We start from the raw sequence: 20,320 nt of genomic DNA, 5'->3' as shown, positions 1-20,320 counted from the left end.
TATTGACGTTTACGTCAAAGTATTTTGTGGTTCAGCCCTTGGCAAGAGGCTCCTTGAAAAAGCATCGGAATTTCATCGGCTTCCACAAGAAGCACAGTTGTGCGGCCGGTCCTCACCTTATAACATTGAGGCCAATATTCAATCACAGGCGCAAGGCTAAGGCGACTAAGGTCGATGTCGCGCAAGGGAGACCAAGGCATGCTCGAAGAAGGCAAGATCTATCTCGGCACCAGCCGCAAGCCGGACGATTCGATCAACAGGCCGGAATATCTCGATCTGAAGTTCGGCAACCGCCACGGGCTCGTCACAGGCGCCACCGGCACCGGCAAGACGGTGACGCTGCAGGTGATGGCCGAGGGTTTTTCCAATGCCGGCGTGCCGGTGTTTTGCGCTGACGTGAAAGGCGACCTGTCCGGCATCGGCGCGATGGGCGTTGAAAAAGACTTCCTGATGAAGCGCGCCCAGGACATCGGTTTTGCCGACTATGATTTCCAGGAGTTCCCGGTGATCTTCTGGGATATCTTTGGCGAAAAGGGCCACCGCGTTCGCACGACGCTGACCGAAATGGGCCCGCTGTTGCTGTCGCGGCTGATCAATGCGTCCGACGCCCAGGAAGGCGTGCTCAACATCGCCTTCAAGATCGCCGATGAAGGCGGCTTGCCGCTGCTCGATCTCAAAGACATGCAGGCGATGCTCAACTATATGGGCGAGAATGCCACCGAGCTTTCCAATAAGTTCGGCTTCATCACCAAGGCCTCGGTCGGCTCGATCCAGCGCGAACTCCTGATCCTCGAACAGCAGGGTGCGGCCAAGTTCTTCACCGAGCCGGCGCTGAAGATCAGCGACATCATGCGCACCACCAATGACGGCCGTGGCGCGATCTCGGTGCTCGCCGCCGAAAAGCTGATGATGAATCCGCGCCTCTACGCGACCTTCCTGCTCTGGCTGATGTCGGAGCTGTTTGAACAACTGCCCGAAGTTGGAGATCCGGAAAAGCCGAAGCTGGTGTTCTTCTTCGACGAGGCGCATCTGCTGTTCAACGATGCGCCGCCGGTGCTGATCCAGCGCGTCGAACAGGTGGTGCGCCTGATCCGCTCAAAGGGCGTCGGCGTCTATTTCGTCACCCAAAACCCGCTCGACGTGCCGCAAACGGTGCTCGCCCAGCTAGGCAACCGTGTCCAGCACGCTTTGCGCGCCTATACACCCAACGAGCAAAAGGCGGTGAAGACTGCCGCAGACACGTTCCGGCCCAATCCGGATTTCGATTGCGCCACCGTCATCACCACGCTCGGCACCGGCGAAGCGCTGGTCTCGACCATCGAAGGCAAGGGCATTCCGTCAATCGTCGAGCGCACGCTGATCCGCCCGCCTTCGTCCCGCCTCGGTCCGCTGACCGATGACGAGCGCAAGGCGGTCATGGATGTCAGCCCCGTGAAAGGCCTGTACGACGAGGACTTCGATCGCGAATCCGCCTACGAAATTTTGGCCAAGAAGGCGGAGGCCGCCGCACAAGCTGAGGCGCCCGCTCCTGCGCCGGACCAACCGAAGACCACCGGCACGATCGGCGGCTGGACGTTGCCGGGCTTCGGCACCGACGACACACCGGCGCCGCAGCAGAAGGAACAGAAGCGCTCCGGCTACCAGCGCGAAAGCGTGGTGGAAGCAGCAATGAAGTCGGCGGCCCGTGCAGCGGCAACCGCCGTCGGCGCAGCCATCGTCCGCGGTATTCTCGGCAGCCTGCGAGGCCGACGGTAGCAATCCCAGCGCGTTGCTGCGCGAGCGCATGAGAGGAGGTTAGCAAATGAGTTTTCTCGAAAGCCGGATCCCGCCGCCGTTGGTCGGATTGGCCATCGCCATACTCATGTGGCTCGCCGCCCAATGGCTGCCCGCCACTTCCCTGCCGCGCGGCGTGACTTATACCGCGGCGGCTGTGTTTTTGCTCGCCGGTGCCTCTTTCTCCGTTCGAGGGATGCGCTCCTTCCGGCGTGCCGGCACGACGGTCAACCCGATCAGGATCGAAAATGCTTCCCACTTGGTGACGGGCGGCATTTACCGCATAAGCCGCAATCCGATGTATGTCGGCCTGACGCTCGACCTCTGCGCATGGGGTTTCTTTCTCGGTTGCCTCTGGACACTCATTGGCCCCGCAGTCTTTGTGGCCTATACCACCCGCTTCCAGATCATTCCCGAAGAGAGAGTTCTGGCAATGAAATTCGGCGACAGCTACCGCGATTATTGCCGGCTCGTACGCCGCTGGCTGTAGCTGTTTGTCAAAGTATGACTCGCGCTGCCATCGTGTCCCGGCATTGCCGGCAGTCTGCGCGACCGGCGATAGACCAATTGAAATTGTCAGCGGCCGATGCTAGCGTCGGCCGTCGATTTCAAGAAAGGAGGGCCTGGCGATGACGCATTTTTGTTGGCAACACCGCCAGTTTGGCCCCAACCAAGCCCTGCAAATGCGTTTGCAGGGCTGACCAGAGATCGACATTTCTCCTCCTGGTCTGCCTCTGCGGAACCGCGATCCGAGCCTTTGGGCTTGTGGCGCGACCGTTAGATTTCCGAGCATCGTTATCTGCACGCTTTGCAATCGGGCTCGACAGACCAGAGACCTCTCATGACCTTGATCAATATTCGCAATCTCGGCGTCACGCGCAGCACGCCGCTGTTTTCCGCCCTCAATCTCGTCATCAATGCCGGTGATCGCCTGGGCATCGTCGCCGCCAATGGCCGCGGCAAATCCACGCTTCTGCGCTGCATCGCCGGGACAGACGAAGCAACGACCGGCGACATCACTCGCGCTCGCGGCCTCACAGTTGGATACGTCGAGCAGAATGTGCCCGAAGCGCTGCTGGGCACCACATTCTACGATGCCGTGCTCAATGCCCTGTCGCAAGATCAGGCCGAGAGTGAAAGCTGGCGTGTCGACATCATCCTCGATGATCTCGGGGTTGAGGAAGCGCTGCGCGCGCGATCCCTGTCGCAGCTGAGCGGCGGTTGGCAGCGGCTGGCGATGCTGGCACGCGTCTGGGTGACGGAGCCCGATGTGCTGCTGCTCGATGAGCCCACCAACCATCTCGACCTCGCCAGAATCGCCCAACTTGAGGCTTGGCTCGGCACCTTGCCGCGCGATACGCCGGTTATTATCGCCAGCCACGACCGCGCCTTTCTCGACGCGGTGACGAACCGCACGCTGTTTCTGCGCGCCGAACAATCACCTTGCTTTTCCCTCCCCTACACACGGGCGAGAACGGCGCTGGATGACGCCGATGCGGCCGACGAGCGTCGCTTCGAGCGCGACATGAAGGTCGCCAAACAGCTTCGGCAGCAAGCGGCCAAGCTCAACAATATCGGTATCAATTCCGGCAGCGACCTGCTGGTGGTCAAGACCAAGCAGTTGAAGAGCCGAGCCGACAAGCTCGAAGCGTCGGCGAAACCCGCACACATGGAACGCTCGGCCGGCGCAATACGCCTCGCCAACCAGGGTAGCCATGCCAAGGTACTGGTGACGCTGGACGATGCCACCGTCGAGACACCCGACCGCACGCAATTGTTCCGCACCGGAAAACAGTTCATCTGCCAAGGCGACCGCATCGTCCTTCTGGGCCAGAACGGCACCGGCAAGACGCGGCTGGTCGCGATGCTCAAGCAGGCGATCGAAAAGCCGCTATCCAGTCCGGCAGGCATCAAGGCAACGCCGTCGCTCGTGCTTGGCTATGGCGATCAGGCCCTTGCCGATCTCGATGATCGAGACGTGCCGATGAATGTTCTGGTCCAGCGGTTCGAGCTACCGGAGCAGCGCGCCCGAACCCTGCTGGCCGGAGCCGGCATCAATGTAGATATGCAAAGCAAGGTGCTGGGGCTGCTCTCCGGCGGACAGAAGGCGCGGCTCGGCATGCTGGTCTTGCGGTTGACCAACCCGAATTTCTATCTGCTCGACGAGCCGACCAATCATCTCGATATCGACGGACAGGAAGCGCTGGAGGCCGAGCTTCTGAACCAGCAGGCGAGCTGCCTGCTGGTTTCGCACGATCGCAGTTTCATCCGCAATGTCGGCAACCGCTTCTGGCAGATCGACAGGCGCAAGCTGGTCGAGGTCGATGACCCGGAGGAATTCTTCGCATCGTTCGAGAGCGAGTAACCGCTACGCGGCGCGAGCGATGATCTCGACCGGCGAGATTACGCCACCCTGAAGCATGCTCATGATATTGGCGAGCCGCACGGTGGCGGTTTCACCCATCAGCGTGTGCATTCCGAGCGGCGGCGGGCCTTCGCGCTCGATCTTCTCACGCATCTCGCGGGCGAGCGTCCGCGCGAGCTCGCCACGATCTGTCTCGCTCTCGATCACAAACCCTGCGCCTTCGAGATACCGTCGATAGTCTGCCGGTCGCTCGACGAAGCTCGTCTCGGCGCTCATGGCCCAGGGCATGGGATAAGGCAGCTCCCCCTCGCCCACACGCATCGCGTCATAGACGCCAAACAGGCCGTCCGGCTTCAATGTCCGCCGGACCTCCTCAAAGACTTTGTGCTTGTCCGGAATGTTCATACCGACATGCATCATCGTCGCACGATCGAAGGTGCGATTGGCAACCGGCATTTCCGTGGCGCTCGCCTGCTGGAAAGTCACCATCTCGGAAAGCCCGACGCGGCGCGACAGCGACGTCGCGACATCGACGAATTCGCGGCTGAGATCGATCCCATAGACCTCACAGTCGAACACCTCAGCGAAATACCGCGCCGGCCCGCCGATGCCCGAACCGACATCGAGCATCTTCATGCCGGAATGGAGATGAAGATGCTTGCCAAACTCCACGGTCGCAGGGTGCCAGCCGAGATGGAACTGGTCGATGGCTGCGAGGTCGGCGATGGCAAGCTTGCCGATATCCTTGCCCGCCTTGCGCAGCCCGCCGAGGATCGCCTCCTCCAGCGCGCCATGGGTATAGTTGTCCTCAATTTGTTGGTCGATGTTCATTGCGCAAGTCCTCCCAAACTTGAGCTGGCAGAGTGTCCGCCGCAGATCAGGCCAGCGGCCCAAGCACGGCAAAAGCCGCGCCCTGCGGATCGATCGCCTGGACGATATGGGCGCCGCCGGGCACTTCCATCGGCCCGTTTAGCACCTTGCCGCCGAGTTCTTCCAGCGTTTTGACCGCGGCCGTGACACTCGGGACATTGACGTAATAAAGCCAGCTTGGCACGGGAACCATTTCCGGCTTGGTCATCATGCCGCCGATCATCATGTCGCCATGCATGAAGATCTGGTAGATGCCCATTTCGCCCATATCCATGGCCTCGCCCTTGGTCCAGCCAAACAGGGCGGAGTAAAAAGCGAAAGCCTCGTCGAGATTGCCGGCAAGCAGTTCGTTCCAGCCGAACAGCCCGGGCGCCCTTGGATCAGGGAAGCTTGGCGGCTCGGAGTCGCTGGAAAACAGCGCGAACACCGCACCATGCGGATCGGCGATAATGGCAAAGCGGCCGATTCCAGGAATATCCGTTGGTTGGTGGTGGATGGTGCCACCCAGCGAACGGGCCTTCTCCGCCGAAGCGTCGACGCTGTCGACGCCGACATAGCCGGTCCACATTGGCGGCACGCCCATCGCCTTGACTTCGGCCGGCTGGTTCATCGCTCCGGCCACCTGCCCGCCTTGCGCATGGAAGAGGTAATAGGTCATGTCGGGCATGCTGGAATCGCGGACTTCCCAACCGACGGTCTTGCTGTAGAAGGCGGTGGCCGAACTCAGGTCGGTTGTCGCGAGTTCGTACCAGACATATCTTCCCTGTGCCATTGTATCCTCCCATGGCCATCTGCCGGTATCAAAGCCTATTCCTGTGACCTTCTCATGTCAAAACCGATCCCCGACATGGAAATGCCGCCGAACCTCGCGGCCCGGCGGCATGGTGATGAAACAACAAATAGTCCGTCGCTTAGGCAATCGCCATCGGCACTTCGGTCGAGGCGACCGTCACCGCTACTTCCGTCGACGTGCGCATCGCATGGCTGTAGGGGCAGACAATGTGAGCCTTGGCAGCCAGATCTTCGGCAGTGGCGCGGTCTAGGCCCGGAATATTGACCGACAGCGAAACTTCGATGCCGAAGCCGCCGCCATCTTCGCGCGGGCCAAGGCCAACGGTCGCGGTGACAGTGGTTTCAGCCGGGATCTTCACCTTGGCCTGTCCGGCAACGAATTTCAGCGCGCCGAGGAAGCAGGCGGAATAGCCGGCTGCAAAAAGTTGTTCGGGATTAGTGCCGGGAGCGCCATCGCCGCCGAGCTCCTTCGGCGAGGTCAGCGTGACGGCCAGGTTGCCGTCTTCAGACTTGGAGGAGCCGACGCGGCCGCCGGTGGAGGTTGCCTTGGTGGTGTAAAGGATAGGCATTCGATTTTCCTTTTTGATTGAACGAGATCGATATAGGTTAAATTTATATTGTGCACAACATAATTTTGCAAAATATTTTCGCTCGGATTATGGTGAGGCAGAAGGATATGACGATGAACCGAGACATGACATCACTGGACAATCAGCTGTGCTTTGCGGTTTATGCCGCCTCTCATGCCTTTACAAAGGCTTACAAACCGCTGCTGGCAGAGCTGGGCATCACCTATCCGCAGTATCTGGTCATGCTCTATATATGGGAAAAGCGTGTCGCCGGGGTGACGGAAATCGCCGCCGCCCTCGGCCTCGACACGGGCACGCTGTCACCTCTACTGAAGCGGCTGGAAAAGACAGGCTACATCACGCGCGAGCGCGGCACGCAGGATGAGCGGCAGGTGGCGATCCGCCTGACGCAACAGGGTGAAGCCAAGCGGGCAGTCGCCAACCGTATCGTCGCGGCCATCGGCAAAGCAACGGGCTGCGATCTGGATTCTGCCGGTCGGCTCTTGCAATCGATAAAGGCACTACGGGAGAATTTGGAAAAGGCGTAAGAGTTTGAATCGCCCTTATTTGACGACGATCTTCGCCCCATCCCGCACCCGGCCATAAAGGTCGATGACGTCCTGGTTGAACATCCGGATGCAGCCGGACGATGCCTGCTTGCCGACCGATTTCCAGTCCGGTGTACCGTGGATGCGGAACAGCGTGTCCTTGCCATTGTCGAAGATGTAGAGGGCGCGCGCGCCGAGCGGATTGTTGATGCCGCCGACGAGGCCGCCGTAGGAGGCCGAAAACATCTTCATCTCGGGCTTGTCGGTGACATAGGCCTCCGATGGCGTCCAGCGCGGCCACTTCTTGCGATATTGAATGCGCCCCTCGCCTTTCCACGCATAGCCCTGCCGGCCGATGCCGACACCGTAGCGCATCGCGCGGCCGCTGCCGAGGATGAGATAGAGATGGCGGGTGCGCGTATCGACGACGATCGTCCCCTTGGGTTCGGCGCTCTCGTAGCGAACTTCACGGCGCAGAAACTGCCCAGGCACGCTTTCCAACGGGATCGCCGGCAACCAATGGCCATCGTCATCGAGCTTGCCGTAGAGATTGGACGTCTGCTGCATCGGCACGGACTGGGTCGTAAAGCCCTCATCGACTTCACCGACCACGACGGGTTCGGCACGCGGCGGCACATAGAGCGATTTCTGCTGGACGATGTCGTCCTCGCGGAACATGTCCCGTTCCTTGTAGGGACCCGGCACATTCCAGACCGGATAGGTCTGCTTGGCAAACCGGTCGGCGTCCATCGAGCCACTGTCATAGAAATCGTAGTCGGATGTCTTGTTGCAGCCGCCAAGTGCTCCTGCAAGCAGGCACAGCGCGAGAAATTTGGTTGCCGATTTTGTCATCATGACAGTGTCGCCCCGATTCCAGATGGTGCAATCATCTTGCACAACCATCTGGCGCGGGGCTTGCGGGGAACTGTCGGCTACTTGCTCAGCCGGCCCTCGAACCGCCGGTCCGGGATCAGCCAGACCAAGGCGACGAAGATAAAAATTGCGAAACTCAACAGCGGAACGAAGAAGGCGAGCGGCACCGAGACACCATACGCAACAGCCGAGAACGTCCCCTTTCGATCATTTCCGATCGCAGCTGCAAATGCGCTGTCGGCCGGATGGCAGCGCAAGAGGGCGTGGGAAAGGATGTAGTAGGCGACCCCGCACATGAAGAGGTCAAATCCGTAGACCGCCACCGGAATGGTGTCGAAATGATTCTCGCCCATCCACGCGGTAGAAAACGGCATCAGCGACAGCCAAAACAACAGAAACAAATTGGCCCAGAGCACGCCGCCGGTGACCGCCTTCACTGCCTGGAACATATGGTGATGGTTGTTCCAATAGATCCCGACATTGATGAAACTCAACACATAGGAAAGAAACACCGGCCAGAGCGCGATGAGATCATGCCATTCCGCACCATGCGGCACCTTCAGTTCCAGCACCATGATGGTGATGATGATGGCAAACACGCCATCCGAAAAAGCTTCCACTCGTCCCTTGTGCATGCATTCCCCTCGACTGCCCCTGAGCGATAGTTAGTGCGATTTCCAGAGATTATCAAACGTTGAATCCGCAGGGGAACGCTGTCCCATTCTGGCACGGGTGCCGTGGCATGGTTCTTGCGAAAAGCCGGGTATGACGATCATCACGCCGCTGACCAGACGCACGTTCCTTGCCGGGCTCGCACTCTCAGTGCCGGCAGTTGCGCGCGCCACGCCGCTGATGACCGATATCGATTTCCGCGGCTCGCTTAGCGCCAAGGACTTCGGCATCGAACCCGGCGTGCTCGATCGCGGCTCGAAGGCTTTCGGCAAGCTGCTCAAGGAAGCGTCGAGCCGCAACACACCAATTTTCCTTCCACCGGGCACCTATCAGCTCGCCAATATCGACCTGCCGGAGAATGTCCGCCTGCAGGGCGTGCCAGGTGCGACGCGGCTGCTCTATACCGGCGATGGAAAGTTCCTCAGCGCCCTGGGCAGCAAATTCGTCTCACTTTCGGGCCTGACGATCGATGGCGCCAATCGTTGGATTGCCGACGACCAGCAGGCACTGCTGACATTCAAAGACGTGGCCAACCTGACGATCGAGAATTGCGAGATCATGGGTGCGGGCAAATTCGGCATCTGGGCAGAGGCATCAAGCGGATCGATACGCCGGAACACGATTTCGGGCGCGGCGGAATCCGGCATCTATGCCGTCGACAACAGCGATTTTGAAATCCGTGAGAACAAGGTCTCGGATTGCGGCAATGGCGGCATTCTCGTGCATCGCTGGAAGAAGGGCCATGACGGCACGATGGTGGCCGGCAACCGTATTGCGCGGATTTCGGCCCGTTCCGGCGGCACCGGCGAGAATGGCAACGGCATCAATGTGTTCCGCGCCGACGACGTGCAGATATCAGACAACCACATCAACGATTGCGCCTTCACCGCCATCCGCTCGAATGCCGGCTCAAACGTCCAGATCACAGCCAATCACTGCATGATGTCGGGCGAGACCGCGATCTATTCGGAATTCGGTTTTGAGGGTGCGCTGATCGCCAACAATCTCATCGATGGTGCGGCGAACGGCATTCTGTCGGTCAATTTCAACGAAGGCGGACGGCTCGCCGTCATCTCAGGCAATGTGATCCGCAACCTGAAGCTCACCGCGCCTTATGCACAGGAGGATGCGTTCTTCGGCATCGGTATCGAGGCGGAGGCCGACGCAGCTGTGACCGGCAACGTCATCGAGAATGCGCCACGCTGGGGCATGCTGCTGGGCTGGGGACCATATGGCCGCAATGTCAACGCAACGGGCAATGTCATTCGCAAGGCCGGTGTCGGCTGCGCGGTGACGGTGGTCGAAGGCGCAGGCAAGATCCTCGTCCAGAACAACACCTTCTCCGAGATAGTAGAAGCGGCAATCGCCGGCTACCGCTGGATCGACAAGGTTACCGGCGACCTGATGGTGGATGGAGCCGAGAAATTCCCGCATCTGACGATCGGCAGCAATCAGCTATCGTGAAGGAAACGGTGGCCGTCTCCGGCCACCGTCAATTCGGATATCAATCCTTCTCGCCGATTGCCTTCCAGACCAGGCCGGCGATCACTGCACCGACGATCGGTGCCACCCAGAACAGCCACAACTGGCCAAGCGCCCAGCCGCCCTCGGCAAAGAATGCGACGCCCGTCGACCGGGCCGGATTGACCGAGGTGTTGGTGACCGGGATCGAGATCAGGTGGATCAGCGTCAGGCCAAGGCCGATGGCGATCGGCGCAAAGCCGGCGGTGACGCGCGCATGCGTCGAGCCCAGGATGATGATCAGGAACACGAAGGTCAGCAGCGCCTCGATCAGGAAGGCCGAGGTCATGTTGTAGCCGCCCGGTGAATGTTCGCCATAACCGTTGGAGGCAAAGCCGCCTGCCGCAAATCCCGCCTTGCCGCTGGCGATCAAGTAGAGCACGCCGCCGGCGATCACCGCGGCAACCACCTGCGCGATGACATAGGGAATCAGGTTCGAGACGGGGAAGCGGCCGGACGCCGCAAGGCCGCACGACACGGCCGGATTGAAGTGGCCGCCGGAAATACCCCCGACCGCATAGGCCATGGTCAGCACCGTCAGGCCGAACGCCATCGCAACGCCGACAAAGCCGATCCCGAGATCCGGAAATGCCGCAGCAAGGACAGCGCTTCCGCAACCGCCGAACACCAGCCAGAACGTGCCTATGAATTCCGCAATCAACTTCTTCGTCATTTTACCCCTCCAGGTAAGAGTTTCCTCGCCCCTTCAGGCTTATCATCTCGTTGGCATTTTTCAACAAATACGTGCAGTTAGTCGGTAGCGACAACGATTTCTGCACAACTGTTTGCGGCCAACCTTGAATCCCGCGTCGGCACAGTCCACGTTTGCAAGCAGGCAATGAAGGAGACATCAGATGAGAAAGCCGCTTCTGGCAATTTTCGCGTCGATCGCGATCATCAGTGGGGCGACTGGCGTATCGAGCGCCGAGCGAGTCGGCGAAGTCGGAGTGGATTGGACCGGCAACGACATCGTCATAGATGCGGTCCACGACCCCAAAGTCGAGGGCGTCACCTGTCACGTCACCTATTTCGACCGCGGCGTCATCGACCGGCTTCGCAACGGCAACTGGTTCGAGGATCCGTCCAATTCCTCGATCGCCTGCCGTCAGACGGGACCGGTAGTGATCGGCGACATCGATCTCTCGACCGAAGGCGAGGAAGTGTTCAAGGCCGGCCTGTCGCTGATCTGGAAGTCGCTGGTTGTCAACCGCATCTACGACAAGCAGAACGATACTCTGATCTACCTCATCCATTCACGACAGGTTGTCGATGGCTCGGCAAAGATGGCGATCTCAACGGTGCCGCTCTTCAACCAGAATGCGACCTGGACCAACGGCAAGCCGAAGTAACAGCTCGCCTCGTTGAGGTAGCCCCCTCATCCGGCCTTCGGCCACCTTCTCCCCGCTGGGGAGAAGCGGGAGGATACTTCAGTAGCCCTCGGACAAGAGGCGCTGCAGGTTCAGCCGTGCAAAGGCGCAAAAAAGCGAGCGCCACGCTTTCGCATGGGCCCGCTTATGATTGTGCAGCGTATCAGGCTATCAGGCAGCCTGCTTGAGTTCGTCGGCGATGACCGTGTCGAGGTTCAGGAAGCAGACCATCGACTTTTCGAGCGCCACGATGCCACGGCAGAAGGCGCGCTGGGCTTCCGGGATGATTTCCGGCGCCGGCTGCAAGTCTTCATTCTTGATGGTCATCATGTCGGAGACCTGCTCGACCAGCAGGCCGACCAGCTTGCCACCGATATCGGTGACGATGATCGCCGAGCGCTCCGACGGTTCGGTCATTTTCATACCGAGGCGGCAGGCCATGTCGATGACCGGGATAACCGCGCCGCGCAGATTGATGAGGCCGAGCACATAGGGAGGCGTGTGCGGCATCGGGGTGACCGGCGCCCAACCGCGGATTTCGCGGATGGCCATGATGTCGATACAGAATTCCTGGTCACCGAGGTGAAAGGAGACGATTTCGAGGTGCGCACCTGATTGCTTGATCGACATGTTCATGATCGGAATTCTTCCCAAGAGTTGCTGGATGCGCCAGCAGCGGCGGCCGGTTTGGTGTCACGGTAATCCTTGTGCCAAAAACCCTGCAATCCGGTTAACAAACCTCTACGAGAGATCAGGCATCTCGCCGAACTCGTAATCCCCTGCAGCGATGGACGACGAAGATGAAGCAGCCCCGAATTTCACAGCAGCGGACATTGCCGAAATCGTTTGAGTTCGAGCATGAAAACATGCGAAAACCCCATACATGAGCAACACCTCGTCGAACAACATCAGACACTGGCCGCTAGTGGGCGTGAGCATCGTCGCTCTGCTCCTGCTTGCCGTCGCCTTTGCCGGATGGCTGCATTTCGGAAGTTCCATCCTGCTCGACATGGCCGCAGCCGGACTTTCCTGGTGTTTCTGACCCTCAATGGGCGCTGCAACCATTTGCCGCCTTGCGCCTGCCTTCAATCTGTTGGATAGGCCATGGAATAAGATCTATTCGCCAAGGCTTTGATATGAAAACCGTCCGGATTGTCCTGTTCGTGCTTGCCGCCATGATGGCCGGCTTGTTCTTTTGGCTTTGGAACGAAGTGTCCAAGAAAGATACGGCACTCACCGAAGCGCCGTTCGGGGTGCCGTTCAGCCTCGTCCAGCAGGACGGCAAGCCGATCACGGAACAGGCTTTCCGCGATGGCAAGCCGACAGCTTTGTTCTTCGGCTTTACCCATTGCCCCGAGATTTGCCCGACCACAGTTTATGAGCTCTCCGGCTGGCTGAAGGCCGTCGATCCCGACAAATCCAAGCTGCAGGCCTATTTCATTTCGATCGATCCTGACCGCGATACGCCTGAAATACTCGGCACCTATCTCTCCAACGTCACCGACCGGATCACCGGCATTTCCGGCGATCCGGCAAAGGTCGAGGCAATGGCCAAGGGTTTCAAGATCTATTTCAAGAAGGTCCCCACCGACCCCAACGATCCGAATGGCGACTACACGATGGACCATGCGGCATCGGTCTTCCTGCTTGACAGGCAGGGCCGGTTTGTCGGCACCATCGCCTATGGCGAAAATCCCGATGTCGCCCAGAAGAAACTCGAAAACCTGATTGCGAGAAACTGACCTTGTCTGAGATTCGCCTGTATGTGAGCACCTCCGAAGCCGTCGCCGCGGAGGTGATGAACGCACTCTCCGACCTGTTCGGCGACGACGACTACGCGATCGCCACGCAGGAGGTCGATGAGGCCAACGAGATCTGGGAAGCCTCGATCTACATGACGGCAGCCGATGAGGAAGAGATTGCCGAGCGCTTTTCCGGCCTGGTCGCAGCCGATTTCCCCGATCTTTCTGTCGAGCGCGAGGTGCTGCCGGATATTGACTGGATCGCCAAGTCGCTCGAAGGACTAAAGCCGGTGCGCGCCGGACGCTTCCTCGTCCATGGCAGCCACGATGCCGACAAGGTGAAGATCAACGACATCGGCATCCTGATCGAAGCCGGCCAGGCATTTGGTACCGGCCATCACGGCACGACCGCCGGCTGCCTGGCGATGATAGGCGATGTGCTGAAATCACGCCGGGTCCGCAATGCGCTCGACCTAGGCACGGGCTCGGGCGTATTGGCGATCGCCGCACACCTGATGTCGCGCATTCCCGTCGTCGCCACCGACATCGATCCGGTCGCCGTGCGCGTGGCGTGCGACAATGTGCGCATCAACGGCATCGCCAATGGCGTCAAACTGGCGACCGCGCCGGGTTTTCATCACACGGTGTTCCGCGATAACGGGCCGTTCGACCTGATCATCGCCAATATCCTCGCCCGCCCGCTGATGAAGCTTGCGCCCAGTGTCGTCGAACACCTCAGCGCCGATGGCACCGTCATTCTCTCGGGAATTCTCGCCAGCCAGCGCTGGAAGGTGATTGCGGCCTATAACGGCGCCGGCCTGAAGCATATGCGCACGACCTGGATGAACGGCTGGGTAACCATCGAACTGCGACGGTAAGACTTCGCTTTCTCAATGTTCGAAGGTCTTTCGGCTTGCGGACGCAAGCCGCCTAGATCCCTGTGACAAGCACAGGGATGACGGAGCGTTGGGCTGCCTTGCGCTCAGCCGCTGCCGACAGCAGGTGGGACTGCCAATGGTCGCGGGCGGTTCCACCAAAGCCGTCATCCCTATGCTTGTCACAGGGATCCAGCGGCGCCGTGTCTACGGCGCGAGAGACTAACTTAAATTGAAGAGGGGCTGTTTGGAAAAACGGCAATAAAAAAGGCGGTGCCGGGAGGAGGATGGCACCGCCTTAGATCAGCAAGGCTGATCAGTCCTGGAAGAGCTGGGAGGAGGAGTGCTCTTCGAGGACAATATCATGTTCCAGATTTGCCGGGCCTGGGAGGAGGAGTGGCCAATGCAGATCTCGCGGAACATGAAACTCTGGCCTGTCGGCCGAAACTTCAGTTCATCTTTGTTTGGGATTATTTCCCGCCCGCCGATGATTAATAGATAGTTCAATCAAACCGATTTAGTAAGGGGGCTGCGCACATGGGAGCCATGCGTTTTTTGCATATTTTGAACATGCTCCGAAGCCGCTATACGGGCTTTATGCGGCGAGCTTTGCACATTTAAGAGACGTATTGCCCATATTGTCATCTTGCGCTGCAACATATATTGAAGAGCGGCGAATGCCGCAGGGAGGCGCAAGTGCAGACAGTTTCCTCGATTTCCGCGATGCGCGAGCATCTGCGTCCGCTTCGGCGCGACGGCAAGCGGATAGGTCTTGTGCCGACGATGGGCTATCTGCATGAAGGCCATATGACACTGGTCGCCCGCGCCAAAGCCGAGAACGACATCGTCGCGACATCGATCTTCGTCAACCCCCTGCAATTCGGCGCCAACGAAGACCTTTCGAAATATCCGCGCGACCTCGCCCGTGACAGCGCCATGCTGGAAGCCGCCGGCGTCGATTACGTGTTCGCGCCCGGCGTGGCAGACATGTATCCCCAGCCAATGGAAACTGTCGTCGATGTGCCAAGCATCGGCAGGCAGCTGGAAGGCGAGGTTCGTCCCGGACACTTTGCCGGCGTCTGCACCGTTGTCACCAAGCTGTTCAATATCATCCAGCCCGACCACGCCTATTTCGGCGAGAAAGACTACCAGCAACTGCTGATCGTCAAGCGCATGGTCGAAGATCTTGCACAGCCGGTCAACGTCGTCGGCGTGCCGACGGTGCGCGAGGCCGACGGGCTCGCCATGTCATCGCGCAATGTCTATCTGTCGCCTGAAGAGCGTCGCGCTGCGGCCATCGTACCCAAAGCGCTCGATGAAGCCAATCGGTTGCTCGCCAGCGGTTTGACCGATCCGGCAGAAATCGAAGTAGGTCTGACAACATTTCTCTCAACCGAGCCCCTCGCCAAGCCTGAAGTCGTCGCCCTTCGCGATCCCGACACGCTCGAACGCATCGCGACAATTTCGAAAAAACCTGTACTCCTGCTGCTTTTCGTCAGGTTCGGCAGCACCAGATTGCTTGATAATCGCATCCTCACAGCCCACATGCGCTGAGAACGGAGACTTCCATGAGCGTCCAACCCCTGCAGAAGCGCCGCACCGCGGCTTCGATCCAAGCGCTCAAGGGCGACCGCCCGATCGTCTGTCTCACCGCCTATGCCGCTCCGATCGCCAAACTGCTCGATCCGCATTGCGACCTGCTGCTGGTCGGCGACAGCGTCGGCATGGTGATCTACGGGTTTGAATCGAGCGTGCAGGTGACGTTGGAGATGATGATTGCCCACGGCCAGGCTGTCATGCGCGGTTCCAAGGATGCCTGCGTCGTGGTCGACCTGCCTTTCGGCGCCTATCAGGAGTCCAAGGAACAGGCCTTCCGCAACGCTGCCCGCATCATGAAGGAAACCGGCGCCTCCGCTGTCAAGCTCGAGGGCGGCGAAGAAATGGCCGAGAGCGTGCATTTCCTGAGCCAACGCGGCATACCGGTCTGCGGCCACGTCGGGCTAATGCCGCAACTCGTCAACGCCACCGGCGGCTATCGCTCGCTCGGCCGCTCCGATGCGGAGGCCGACAAGATCCGCCGCGATGCCAAGGCGATCGACGATGCCGGCGCATTCGCGATCGTCATCGAAGGCACGATCGAAACGCTGGCGCGCGAAATCTCTTCGAACCTGAAGGCTGCGACTATCGGCATCGGTGCCTCCGCCGCTTGCGATGGCCAGGTTCTGGTCAGCGACGACATGCTTGGCATCTTCACCAACTTCAAGCCGCGTTTCGTCAAGCATTTCGCCGATCTCGCCCCCGAGATTTCCAAGGCCGCTGAAAACTATGCGGCGGAAGTCAGGGCGCGCACCTTCCCTGCCGAGGAACACACCTATCAAATCAAGCGGCAGAAGCTCTAAGTATTGCTGTTCCGCCACGAGGGTGGCCGCTATTGGCGCAACGGCGGTTACTCAAGCCCCCGGCTGAGGTGGTGGCAACGGGCCGACACCGGGTGCTTGGGAACCGGCTGCTGCAAGTTCTGACATCTTGGCGATCAGCGCCGTCGAAAGCAGCCGCCAGTGGTTCGCGAGCTTGTCAGCGATCTCAAGCGCGGGATCGAACGGGCCGAATTCGTCGCGCAGCCGCGCCAATACTCGTTCATGAGCCGATGCAAGGCCACCGATCTCATGCAGAAGCACCGAGACTCGCAGCGAGGCATCCGACGCACTGAGCGCATCCTCTACTTCCCGACTCATGCGGGAAGCCAACTGCACCTGTTCGGCTATTTCGAATATTGTCCACTCGCTCATCATTGCACACCCCCTCATGGACGGCGTTGCCGTTTCTGTCTGGGTCGCCCCAAGACGATGAACTCGATCATGCATTCGACCAATGCGTCGGAAAAGACAGGGATGATGCCCAAGCCATCGTCAGCCGGAACTATCCTCCAAGCAGCAATAGAGCCATGCCAGCATCATCAACAGGATGACACAAGCCAGTGCCGCGGCCTCACGTGACAGCGGCTGAGGCTTCACTCTGGAGATTGAAGGGATACGGGAATGCCTTTGCACAGCGACATTGCTCATCGGCCGATCCTCCGATTGATGTAGTTTAGCTCAGTCTAATGGAAACCGCAATTTTCGGCACATCAGCCGCAGGCTGGCCAGCGCGGCGCTTCAATGTGATGCACTTATGTGCAAAAACGCGACAAAGATTGTATCAAAACGCGACCGGCCGTGACCCGAAAACCGTCGATGGCTTGTGGCCAGGCGGCACAGCCCACGCATCAAACACTCAAGAACATTGAAGAGGTCAAACCCCGGTTGGTTGATTGAAGCTTCCTACGGGTCCGATTTGGAGGCAATGACCGCAGTTGGGCACGAATCTGCCACTAGTAACTCATCTCCAACATGCATGTACAACCACACTCCCCACCCTTCACCAAATCTTATGCACCTATCTCAAGGCTTCGATTGTCATAGCGGCTGATTTCGCATAGGTCGGACATCTCCCAGGATATCTGATCGATGAATCGCGACGAAATCTCCGCCGGCATCCGCGCCGCCCTGCCCACGCTGCTCAGTGCCCTGCCCTTCGGTATCCTGCTCGGCGCCGTCTCGGCCAATATGGGTCTGTCGATCGGCGAGATCCTGATGAACATGACGATCTATGCCGGCGCCAGCCAACTGGTCGGCATCGACCTCTTCAAGCACAATGTCGCGCCCTGGATCGTCGTCGCCTCGATCGTCGCCGTCAATTTCCGCCACATCCTCTATTCGGCAGCCATCGGCAGCCATATCGAGCACTTCAGCATCTGGCAGAAAATCGCCGCCTTCTTCCTGCTGGTGGATCCGCAGTTCGCTGAAAGCGTCAAGCGATCCGAAAGCGGCAAGAGACTGACCTTTACCTGGTACATGGCCTTCGGCCTGACCTTCTATATCACCTGGCAGATCACGGCCGTGCTCGGCGCCATCTTCGGCAAATTCGTCGGTGACCCCAGGGCGTTGGGGCTCGACGTACTGCTGACGGTCTATTTCCTCGGCCTGGTTCTGGGTTTCCGAGCCAAGGACAACTGGCTCCCAACCGTCATCGCGAGCTCGATTGCCTCGACGATCGCCTATCACTTCATCGGCACGCCCTGGCACGTGTCGATCGGCGCGTTGGCCGGCATCGCGGTTGCGGCCGCCCTGCCCCTCAAGCCCGGCCCTGACATGAACCTCGCACCGGAGGCAGCGTGATGGATCTCGCCTTCAACCTGACGATCCTCGCCGCAGCACTCGCCACATACGCCACGCGCGCTGGCGGCTATCTGCTGATCAAGTCGATGAACACCATCCCGCCGCGCATGGAGGCCGCACTGAATGCCGTGCCCGCGGCGGTGCTGACCGCGCTGGTGGCACCGAGCTTCGTCTATGGCGGTGTCGACGTCACATTGACGCTGATCGTGGCACTGCTGATCGGCCTGCGCGCGCCGACGCTGACCATGCTCGGCATCGCCTGGGCCTTCGTCGTGGCCTTCCGGCATTTCACGGGCTATTAGCCGCCGATTGGCGCGGTTGCCTTCCTCAGCCAGGATTTCACTTCGGCGCCGTCGATCAGGGGCAGCAGCCGCTCGCGTGTCTCGGCGTGATAGGCGTTCAGCCAACGCAGTTCTTCGTCATTCAACAGATCCGGCAGGATAAGACGCCGGTCGATCGGGCACCAAGTCAGCGTCTGGAAGCCCAGCATCGGCCGGTCGCCACCCTCGATCATCTCCATCTCGGTCACATAAACCAGATTTTCGATACGGATGCCGAAGGCGCCGGGACGATAATAGCCCGGCTCGTTGGACAGGATCATGCCCGGCAAAAGTTCCTGCATAGCCGCGCGTGAAATTCGCTGCGGGCCTTCATGCACCGAAAGATAGGAACCCACGCCGTGGCCCGTACCATGGCCATAATCGGCGCCGGCCTTCCACAGCGCGATGCGCGCCAGCGGATCGAGATCGACACCACGCGTGCCCTTGGGAAACCGTGCCAGCGAGATGGCGATCATGCCCTTGAGGACCAGCGTGAAGAACCGCTTCTGCTCCGTCGGCACGTCGCCGATCGCCACTGTGCGGGTAATGTCGGTCGTGCCATTGATATATTGCCCGCCGGAATCGACCAGGAACATTTCGCCGGACTTAAAGGTGCGGTTGGTCTCGTTGGTCACCCGATAATGGATGATCGCCGCATTCTCGCCCGAACCGGAAATCGTGTCGAACGAGATGTCCTTGAGTGGGTTTTGCATGCGCTCGCCGACGCGGGCACGGGCCGCTTCCAGCGCCTTGGCCGCCTCGATCTCATTGAGCTGTTCGACCGGTTGGCTGTCGAGCCAGTAGAGATACTCGACCATCGCCGCACCATCCTGCAGATGCGCCTTGGCGGCGCCTTCCAGTTCGACCTTGTTCTTGGTGGCACGCGGCAGGCTGGCAGGATCGACCTCGGCCAGCACCTTGCCGCCCGCCTTTTCGATGATCTGATAAAGCGCATAGGGCGCGAGATTGGGGTCGAGCATGACAGGCGCGCCGGAACGGGCTTTTTTCTCGATGCTCGAGACGAAATCCGACGGCGGCAGTTGACCGGCCATCTGGCCGAGATAGGCCTCAGGTTCGATGCCGGTCTTCTTTTCGTCGAGGAAGATTTCCGCGCGACCATCGGCAAAGATGATCGCCCGCGCCAACGGGTGCGGCGTGTGCGGCACGTCGGCGCCCCGGATATTAAAGGTCCAGGCCACGGACGACGGATCGGTGAGCACCACAGCGGCGGCGCCAGCCTTGGCGACATCCGCCGCTATCTTTGCGATCTTGTCGGTCGCCAGCACGCCGGATTGGCCTATATCCTGGATCGTCACCTTGCCCATAGGCGCTTCGGGGCGATGGTCCCAGATCTCGTCGAGCGGATTGCTCTCCAGAAACACCAGGCTGCCATCCTTGGCACCGAGAGTGGCTTCCAGCTTGGTCACTTCGGAATCGGTGTGCAACCACGGGTCGATGCCCAGCTTGAATCCTTGCGGCGCATGCTCCGCCAGCCACTTATGCGGCGGCGCGCCGACGAGATCGCCACCAGTGAACACATTGCCGTCCATCTGCTCTTTGAGCTGCGTCGTATAACGACCATCGACGAACACTACAGCCTGGTCCCTGAGGATCAAGGCCACTCCGGCCGACCCCGTAAACCCTGTAATCCACGCAAGCCGCTCGGCCGAGGCCGGCACATATTCGCCCTGATACTCATCGGCACGCGGCACAAGAAACCCGTCGATGCCAAGTGCGGCCATCTTCTCGCGAAGCTTGGCAACGCGGGCAGCGCCGAATTGCGGCTCGGCGGATGTTTCGAAGGACTGGAACATGG

The 20,320-nt window shown here is 59.8% G+C and carries 22 protein-coding genes; 13 read left to right on the top strand and 9 right to left on the bottom strand.

The features are described 5' to 3' along the window. Nucleotides 1-198: 198 nt before the first annotated feature. The 3 genes from ACXHRN_RS06915 to ACXHRN_RS06905 all read left to right on the top strand — a co-directional run bounded on the left by ACXHRN_RS06915 (nt 199) and on the right by ACXHRN_RS06905 (nt 4,138). On the top strand, nt 199-1,755 hold the full coding sequence (locus tag ACXHRN_RS06915; protein ID WP_488640594.1) for a helicase HerA-like C-terminal domain-containing protein: 1,557 nt from the start codon (nt 199-201) through the stop codon (nt 1,753-1,755). A 46-nt stretch (nt 1,756-1,801) separates the two neighbouring features. Then, nucleotides 1,802-2,263, top strand: a complete 462-nt coding sequence (locus ACXHRN_RS06910; RefSeq protein WP_488640593.1) for a methyltransferase family protein — start codon at nt 1,802-1,804, stop codon at nt 2,261-2,263. A 351-nt stretch (nt 2,264-2,614) separates the two neighbouring features. Continuing rightward, nucleotides 2,615-4,138 (top strand): ABC-F family ATP-binding cassette domain-containing protein, encoded by a 1,524-nt coding sequence (locus ACXHRN_RS06905; protein WP_488640592.1) that lies wholly within the window; start codon nt 2,615-2,617, stop codon nt 4,136-4,138. A gap of 3 nt (nt 4,139-4,141) precedes the next feature. On the opposite strand, the gene ACXHRN_RS06900 is transcribed toward ACXHRN_RS06905, so the two are convergent. The 3 genes from ACXHRN_RS06900 to ACXHRN_RS06890 form a co-directional block, all read right to left on the bottom strand. Next, nucleotides 4,142-4,969 carry a class I SAM-dependent methyltransferase gene (locus tag ACXHRN_RS06900; RefSeq protein ID WP_488640591.1) on the bottom strand — a complete coding sequence of 276 codons (828 nt, stop codon included), beginning with the start codon at nt 4,967-4,969 and terminating at the stop codon, nt 4,142-4,144. 46 nt (nt 4,970-5,015) lie between these two features. Beyond that, nucleotides 5,016-5,780, bottom strand: a complete 765-nt coding sequence (locus ACXHRN_RS06895; protein ID WP_488640590.1) for a VOC family protein — start codon at nt 5,778-5,780, stop codon at nt 5,016-5,018. A 139-nt stretch (nt 5,781-5,919) separates the two neighbouring features. After that, complete coding sequence (locus ACXHRN_RS06890; RefSeq protein ID WP_488640589.1) at nt 5,920-6,369, bottom strand: organic hydroperoxide resistance protein; 450 nt, start codon at nt 6,367-6,369, stop codon at nt 5,920-5,922. 113 nt (nt 6,370-6,482) lie between these two features. Here ACXHRN_RS06890 and ACXHRN_RS06885 point away from each other — a divergent pair, with 113 nt between their 5' ends. Further along, on the top strand, nt 6,483-6,917 hold the full coding sequence (locus tag ACXHRN_RS06885; RefSeq protein ID WP_488640588.1) for a MarR family winged helix-turn-helix transcriptional regulator: 435 nt from the start codon (nt 6,483-6,485) through the stop codon (nt 6,915-6,917). Between the two features lie 15 nt (nt 6,918-6,932). Here the strand turns inward: ACXHRN_RS06885 and ACXHRN_RS06880 are convergent, their stop codons facing one another. After that, complete coding sequence (locus tag ACXHRN_RS06880; RefSeq protein WP_488640587.1) at nt 6,933-7,772, bottom strand: L,D-transpeptidase; 840 nt, start codon at nt 7,770-7,772, stop codon at nt 6,933-6,935. 77 nt (nt 7,773-7,849) lie between these two features. Then, on the bottom strand, nt 7,850-8,425 hold the full coding sequence (locus ACXHRN_RS06875; protein WP_488640586.1) for a TMEM175 family protein: 576 nt from the start codon (nt 8,423-8,425) through the stop codon (nt 7,850-7,852). Nucleotides 8,426-8,555: 130 nt separating this feature from the next. On the opposite strand from ACXHRN_RS06875, the gene ACXHRN_RS06870 reads away from it, so the two are divergent. Next, nucleotides 8,556-9,926 carry a TIGR03808 family TAT-translocated repetitive protein gene (locus ACXHRN_RS06870; protein WP_488640585.1) on the top strand — a complete coding sequence of 457 codons (1,371 nt, stop codon included), beginning with the start codon at nt 8,556-8,558 and terminating at the stop codon, nt 9,924-9,926. A gap of 40 nt (nt 9,927-9,966) precedes the next feature. On the opposite strand, the gene aqpZ is transcribed toward ACXHRN_RS06870, so the two are convergent. Beyond that, nucleotides 9,967-10,656, bottom strand: a complete 690-nt coding sequence (gene aqpZ, locus ACXHRN_RS06865; protein ID WP_488640584.1) for an aquaporin Z — start codon at nt 10,654-10,656, stop codon at nt 9,967-9,969. Between the two features lie 181 nt (nt 10,657-10,837). Between aqpZ and ACXHRN_RS06860 the strand changes: the two genes are divergently transcribed. Next, the gene (locus tag ACXHRN_RS06860; RefSeq protein WP_488640583.1) at nt 10,838-11,332 is read left to right on the top strand and encodes a CreA family protein; all 495 of its coding nucleotides are present in this window, start codon (nt 10,838-10,840) and stop codon (nt 11,330-11,332) included. Between the two features lie 189 nt (nt 11,333-11,521). Here ACXHRN_RS06860 and ACXHRN_RS06855 read toward each other — a convergent pair whose 3' ends face one another. Beyond that, nucleotides 11,522-11,986: a chemotaxis protein CheW gene (locus ACXHRN_RS06855; protein ID WP_488640582.1), complete on the bottom strand. Its 465-nt coding sequence runs from the start codon at nt 11,984-11,986 to the stop codon at nt 11,522-11,524. Between the two features lie 247 nt (nt 11,987-12,233). Between ACXHRN_RS06855 and ACXHRN_RS06850 the strand changes: the two genes are divergently transcribed. From ACXHRN_RS06850 to panB, 5 genes are all read left to right on the top strand, one after another. Then, on the top strand, nt 12,234-12,392 hold the full coding sequence (locus ACXHRN_RS06850; protein ID WP_488640581.1) for a hypothetical protein: 159 nt from the start codon (nt 12,234-12,236) through the stop codon (nt 12,390-12,392). 94 nt (nt 12,393-12,486) lie between these two features. Next, complete coding sequence (locus ACXHRN_RS06845; protein WP_488640580.1) at nt 12,487-13,092, top strand: SCO family protein; 606 nt, start codon at nt 12,487-12,489, stop codon at nt 13,090-13,092. A 2-nt stretch (nt 13,093-13,094) separates the two neighbouring features. After that, nucleotides 13,095-13,970, top strand: a complete 876-nt coding sequence (locus tag ACXHRN_RS06840; protein WP_488640579.1) for a 50S ribosomal protein L11 methyltransferase — start codon at nt 13,095-13,097, stop codon at nt 13,968-13,970. A 693-nt stretch (nt 13,971-14,663) separates the two neighbouring features. Further along, nucleotides 14,664-15,521 (top strand): pantoate--beta-alanine ligase, encoded by an 858-nt coding sequence (gene panC, locus ACXHRN_RS06835; protein ID WP_488640578.1) that lies wholly within the window; start codon nt 14,664-14,666, stop codon nt 15,519-15,521. 14 nt (nt 15,522-15,535) lie between these two features. Next, complete coding sequence (gene panB / locus ACXHRN_RS06830) at nt 15,536-16,366, top strand: 3-methyl-2-oxobutanoate hydroxymethyltransferase (RefSeq protein ID WP_488640577.1); 831 nt, start codon at nt 15,536-15,538, stop codon at nt 16,364-16,366. Between the two features lie 51 nt (nt 16,367-16,417). Here the strand turns inward: panB and ACXHRN_RS06825 are convergent, their stop codons facing one another. Then, the gene (locus ACXHRN_RS06825; RefSeq protein ID WP_488640576.1) at nt 16,418-16,702 is read right to left on the bottom strand and encodes a hypothetical protein; all 285 of its coding nucleotides are present in this window, start codon (nt 16,700-16,702) and stop codon (nt 16,418-16,420) included. 771 nt (nt 16,703-17,473) lie between these two features. Here ACXHRN_RS06825 and ACXHRN_RS06820 point away from each other — a divergent pair. Next, nucleotides 17,474-18,184, top strand: a complete 711-nt coding sequence (locus ACXHRN_RS06820) for an AzlC family ABC transporter permease (protein WP_488640575.1) — start codon at nt 17,474-17,476, stop codon at nt 18,182-18,184. Beyond that, nucleotides 18,184-18,486 (top strand): AzlD family protein, encoded by a 303-nt coding sequence (locus tag ACXHRN_RS06815; protein ID WP_488640574.1) that lies wholly within the window; start codon nt 18,184-18,186, stop codon nt 18,484-18,486. The genes ACXHRN_RS06820 and ACXHRN_RS06815 overlap by 1 nt, the downstream gene beginning before the upstream one ends. Here ACXHRN_RS06815 and ACXHRN_RS06810 read toward each other — a convergent pair. Beyond that, entirely contained in the window at nt 18,483-20,318 is a 1,836-nt protein-coding gene (locus ACXHRN_RS06810; RefSeq protein ID WP_488640573.1) for an aminopeptidase P family protein, read from the bottom strand. The two genes, ACXHRN_RS06815 and ACXHRN_RS06810, sit on opposite strands and share 4 nt — an antisense overlap. Nucleotides 20,319-20,320: the final 2 nt, after the last annotated feature.

Source organism: Shinella sp. OV683, from assembly GCF_057787725.1.
Note: the sequence above shows the minus strand (reverse complement) of the source record. Positions and strands in the feature narration are given on the sequence as shown.

What these genes read in the sequence shown, in the direction of transcription:
- panB (WP_488640577.1), top strand. Translation starts at nt 15,536, where the DNA reads ATGAGCGTCCAACCCCTGCAGAAGCGCCGCACCGCGGCTTCGATCCAA.
- ACXHRN_RS06910 (WP_488640593.1), top strand. Translation starts at nt 1,802, where the DNA reads ATGAGTTTTCTCGAAAGCCGGATCCCGCCGCCGTTGGTCGGATTGGCC.
- ACXHRN_RS06890 (WP_488640589.1), bottom strand. Translation starts at nt 6,369, where the DNA reads ATGCCTATCCTTTACACCACCAAGGCAACCTCCACCGGCGGCCGCGTC.
- ACXHRN_RS06845 (WP_488640580.1), top strand. Translation starts at nt 12,487, where the DNA reads ATGAAAACCGTCCGGATTGTCCTGTTCGTGCTTGCCGCCATGATGGCC.
- ACXHRN_RS06880 (WP_488640587.1), bottom strand. Translation starts at nt 7,772, where the DNA reads ATGATGACAAAATCGGCAACCAAATTTCTCGCGCTGTGCCTGCTTGCA.
- ACXHRN_RS06870 (WP_488640585.1), top strand. Translation starts at nt 8,556, where the DNA reads ATGACGATCATCACGCCGCTGACCAGACGCACGTTCCTTGCCGGGCTC.
- ACXHRN_RS06900 (WP_488640591.1), bottom strand. Translation starts at nt 4,969, where the DNA reads ATGAACATCGACCAACAAATTGAGGACAACTATACCCATGGCGCGCTG.
- ACXHRN_RS06885 (WP_488640588.1), top strand. Translation starts at nt 6,483, where the DNA reads ATGAACCGAGACATGACATCACTGGACAATCAGCTGTGCTTTGCGGTT.
- ACXHRN_RS06825 (WP_488640576.1), bottom strand. Translation starts at nt 16,702, where the DNA reads ATGAGTCGGGAAGTAGAGGATGCGCTCAGTGCGTCGGATGCCTCGCTG.
- ACXHRN_RS06810 (WP_488640573.1), bottom strand. Translation starts at nt 20,318, where the DNA reads ATGTTCCAGTCCTTCGAAACATCCGCCGAGCCGCAATTCGGCGCTGCC.
- aqpZ (WP_488640584.1), bottom strand. Translation starts at nt 10,656, where the DNA reads ATGACGAAGAAGTTGATTGCGGAATTCATAGGCACGTTCTGGCTGGTG.
- ACXHRN_RS06850 (WP_488640581.1), top strand. Translation starts at nt 12,234, where the DNA reads ATGAGCAACACCTCGTCGAACAACATCAGACACTGGCCGCTAGTGGGC.
- ACXHRN_RS06905 (WP_488640592.1), top strand. Translation starts at nt 2,615, where the DNA reads ATGACCTTGATCAATATTCGCAATCTCGGCGTCACGCGCAGCACGCCG.
- ACXHRN_RS06855 (WP_488640582.1), bottom strand. Translation starts at nt 11,986, where the DNA reads ATGAACATGTCGATCAAGCAATCAGGTGCGCACCTCGAAATCGTCTCC.
- ACXHRN_RS06860 (WP_488640583.1), top strand. Translation starts at nt 10,838, where the DNA reads ATGAGAAAGCCGCTTCTGGCAATTTTCGCGTCGATCGCGATCATCAGT.
- ACXHRN_RS06820 (WP_488640575.1), top strand. Translation starts at nt 17,474, where the DNA reads ATGAATCGCGACGAAATCTCCGCCGGCATCCGCGCCGCCCTGCCCACG.
- ACXHRN_RS06815 (WP_488640574.1), top strand. Translation starts at nt 18,184, where the DNA reads ATGGATCTCGCCTTCAACCTGACGATCCTCGCCGCAGCACTCGCCACA.
- ACXHRN_RS06915 (WP_488640594.1), top strand. Translation starts at nt 199, where the DNA reads ATGCTCGAAGAAGGCAAGATCTATCTCGGCACCAGCCGCAAGCCGGAC.
- ACXHRN_RS06875 (WP_488640586.1), bottom strand. Translation starts at nt 8,425, where the DNA reads ATGCACAAGGGACGAGTGGAAGCTTTTTCGGATGGCGTGTTTGCCATC.
- ACXHRN_RS06895 (WP_488640590.1), bottom strand. Translation starts at nt 5,780, where the DNA reads ATGGCACAGGGAAGATATGTCTGGTACGAACTCGCGACAACCGACCTG.